At 69.3% G+C, this 3507-nt stretch carries 4 protein-coding genes and 1 pseudogene; all 5 read left to right on the top strand.

What is annotated here, in order from left to right:
- The first annotated feature begins 8 nt into the window (after positions 1-8).
- A complete protein-coding gene (locus tag AC1DYX_RS29365) occupies positions 9-299 on the top strand; it encodes a peptidoglycan-binding protein (protein ID WP_477265481.1) in 291 nt (96 codons plus the stop codon).
- Positions 188-613 (top strand): annotated as a pseudogene (locus AC1DYX_RS29360) (L,D-transpeptidase family protein); the annotation flags it as partial. The gene AC1DYX_RS29365 and the pseudogene AC1DYX_RS29360, both read left to right, overlap by 112 nt.
- 97 nt (positions 614-710) lie before the next feature.
- A complete protein-coding gene (locus AC1DYX_RS29355) occupies positions 711-2474 on the top strand; it encodes a PHA/PHB synthase family protein (protein WP_477265477.1) in 1764 nt (587 codons plus the stop codon).
- 33 nt (positions 2475-2507) lie between these two features.
- A complete protein-coding gene (fabI, locus tag AC1DYX_RS29350) occupies positions 2508-3269 on the top strand; it encodes an enoyl-ACP reductase FabI (RefSeq protein ID WP_477265479.1) in 762 nt (253 codons plus the stop codon).
- Positions 3270-3272: 3 nt separating this feature from the next.
- Positions 3273-3507 (top strand): VCBS domain-containing protein (locus tag AC1DYX_RS29345; RefSeq protein ID WP_477265475.1); only part of this gene is annotated, 235 nt, incomplete at its 3' end.

Genomic DNA, 3507 nt, shown 5'->3' with positions numbered 1-3507 from the left:
GCACGGGGCTGCTGCGCGAGCGGCTGGTCCTGCTCGGCGACCTGGAGGCCGACGCCGCCGCGGGCAGCGGCGACGTCATGACGCCGGAACTGGCGGCGGCCGTGCGCCGGTTCCAGGGCCGCCACGGCCTGGCCGAAGACGGCGTGCTGGGCGCCGGCACGATGGCGGCCCTGGCGGTGCCGCCGGCACGGCGCGTGACGCAACTGGAATTGACGCTGGAGCGCCTGCGCTGGCTGCCGCAGGCCCCGGGCCGCAGAATGCACTCGGCGCCGTCAAGTTCGCCATGCCCAACCCCATGAACATCTACCTCCATTCCACGTCGGCGCAGGATCTGTTCGACCGCACGCGGCGCGACCTGAGCCATGGCTGTATCCGTGTGGAACATCCGGCGGCACTGGCGCAATTCGTGCTCGCGGATCCGCAGCGCTGGGATGCCGACGCCGTGGCCGCGGCCATGCGGTCGGGACGCACGCTCACGGTGCCGTTGCCGCAAGCCGTGCCCGTCGTGCTGTTCTACGCGACCGCCCTCACGGACCGCCAGGGCCGCGCCCTGTTCGCCGAGGATATTTACGGTCTGGACGAGAAACTGTTGCAGGCGCTGCGCGCCGATTGACAACACCGGCCGACGACCCCATGCTTGCCATCGTGATGTGACAAGGTTTTGATTTAGATCAACGAACCGAAATCGATCGAACCGGTAAGGTGGGCACATGGACAAGCTCAACCTGGATCTCGCCACCGTCGACGCCCCGGCCGACATCGAACCGCCCACGCCGGCGGACCGCATGCTCCACGCCGCGCTCGGGCGCATGACGTCCGGCGTCTCTCCGGCCGCGCTGGCGCTCGCATGGATGGACTGGACCCTGCACCTGGCCCAGTCGCCGGGCAAATGGGCCCGGCTGTGCGAAAAGGCCGCGCGCAAGGCGGGACGTTTCGGCGACTACGCGGCGCGCGCCGCGCAYGGCGCCCCTGAACCGTGCATCACGCCGCTGCCGCAGGACCGGCGCTTTCGCGACGCGGCATGGCAACACTGGCCGTTCAACGTCATCCACCAGGGCTTCCTGCTCAACCAGCAATGGTGGCATAACGTCACGACCGGCATCGGCGGCGTTTCGCCGCATCACGAGCAGGTCGTCTCCTTCGTCGCGCGCCAGTTGCTCGACGTGGTCTCGCCCGTCAACTTCATCGCGACGAACCCCGAAGTGCTCCAGGCAACGCTGGAACAGGGCGGCATGAATTTCCTGCGCGGCGCCAACTATTTCGCGGAAGACTGGCGCCGCATGCTCGCCGGCAGGCCGCCGGCCGGCGCCGAGGATTTCGTTCCCGGTCGCCAGGTCGCCGTCACGCCGGGACGGGTCGTGCTGCGCAACCGCCTGATCGAACTGATCCAGTACACGCCCACGACCCCGGACGTGCACGCGGAGCCGGTGCTGATCGTCCCGGCGTGGATCATGAAGTACTACATCCTCGACCTGTCGCCGCAAGACTCCCTGGTGAAATACCTCGTGGACCGGGGGCACACGGTCTTCATGATCTCATGGCACAACCCGGGCGAGGCCGACCGCGACCTGGGCATGGACGACTACCTGCGTCTCGGCGTGTTCGCCGCACTGGACGCCGTGAACGCCATCGTGCCCGGCCGCCAGGTGCATGCCACCGGCTATTGCCTGGGCGGGACGATCCTCGCCATCGCCGCCGCCTGGCTGGCCGGCCGGCGCGACGACCGCATCCGCACCCTGACGCTGCTCGCGGCGCAGACGGATTTCACGGAAGCCGGCGAGCTCTCGCTGTTCATCGACGACAGCGAGCTGAACTACCTGGAAGACATCATGTGGCGCCAGGGCTACCTGGAGACGCACCAGATGGCGGGCGCCTTCCAGCTGCTGCGCTCGAACGACCTCGTGTGGTCGCGCATCGTCAACGACTACCTGCTCGGCAAGCGCCAGCTTCTGACCGACCTGATGGCATGGAATGCGGATGCCACGCGGATGCCCTACCGCATGCACAGCGAATACCTGCGCCGCCTGTTCCTGAAGAACGACCTGTTCGAAGGCCGCTACCGGATCGACGGCACGCCCGTCGCCCTCGCCGGCATCCACGCCCCCATGTTCGTCGTCGCCACCGAGGCCGACCATGTGGCGCCCTGGAAATCCGTCTACAAGATCAACCTCGTGGCCGACGCCGACGTGTCGTTCGTGCTCACGAGCGGCGGCCACAACGCCGGCATCGTCAGCGAACCTGGCCACCGCGGCCGCCATTTCCGCCTCGCGCACAAGACCGACGGCGACACGTGGCTCGCCCCCGAGGACTGGGCGGCGGCCACGCCCGCGCACGACGGCTCGTGGTGGCCGGCCTGGGCCGACTGGCTCGCGGCCGCAAGCACGGAGCGCACGCCGCCGCCCGCCGTCGGCGCTCCCGCGGCCGGCTATCGCCCGCTCGACCTCGCGCCCGGCCGCTACGTGCTGGAACGCTGACATTTATTGGAGACTCTCATGCAGAACGCCCTCATCGACCTGCGCGGCAAGCGTGGACTCATCCTCGGCATCGCCAACGACCGCAGCATCGCGTGGGGCTGCGCCCGCGTGATGGCCGCCTGCGGCGCCGAGGTGGCCGTCACCTATCTCGACGACAGCGCGGAACCCTACGTGCGCCCGCTGGCGGAATCCCTGCACTGTCCCCTCGTCCTGCCGTGCGACGTGCGCGCGCCGGGCCAGCTGGAAGCCGTGTTCGACGCCGTGCGCACGACCTGGGGCGGTCTCGACTTCGTCATCCATTCGATCGCGTACGCGCCGCAGGAAGACCTGCATGGCCGCGTGACGGACTGCTCGGCCGCCGGTTTCGCGCTCGCGATGGACGTCTCGTGCCACTCCTTCATCCGCTGCGCGAAGCTGGCCGAGCCGCTGATGGCGCACGGCGGCTGCCTGCTGACCGTCACGTTCTACGGCGGCGAGAAGGTCGTCCCGCACTACAATCTGATGGGCCCCGTCAAGGCCGCGCTGCAGGCCACCGTGCGCGCGCTGGCGGTGGAACTGGGCAGCCGGCGCATCCGCGTCAACGCCGTCTCGCCGGGGCCGATGGGCACGCGCGCCGCGTCCGGACTGGAACACTTCGACGAGCTCCTCGACGACGTCTGGTCGCGCGCGCCGCAACACATGCTGGCGCGGCTCGACGACGTCGGCCACGTCGCCGCCTTCCTCGCCAGCGACGCCGCGCGGCTGGTCACGGGCAATGTCGAATACGTCGACGCCGGCTACCACGTGATGGGTTGACGCATGGAGACGATCCCCAACCGTGCGTTCGACGAACTGAAGGTCGGCGACAGCGTGACCGCCACGCTGACCGTCGCCCGGCTCGACCCGGACCAGCACAAGGTTACGCTCGACTGCGCGGTGACGAACCAGGACGGCCAGTTGGTGCTGAGCGGGACGGCGGAGCTGATCGCGCCGCAGGAAAAAGTGGCCCAACCGCGCGTCGCACCGCCCGAGGTGCGCCTGCGCGAACCCGGCA

It is taken from the genome of Massilia sp. P2_C2, assembly GCF_056404615.1.
The sequence above is the reverse complement of the archived record's forward strand: the minus strand, read 5'-3'. Positions and strand labels throughout refer to the sequence as shown.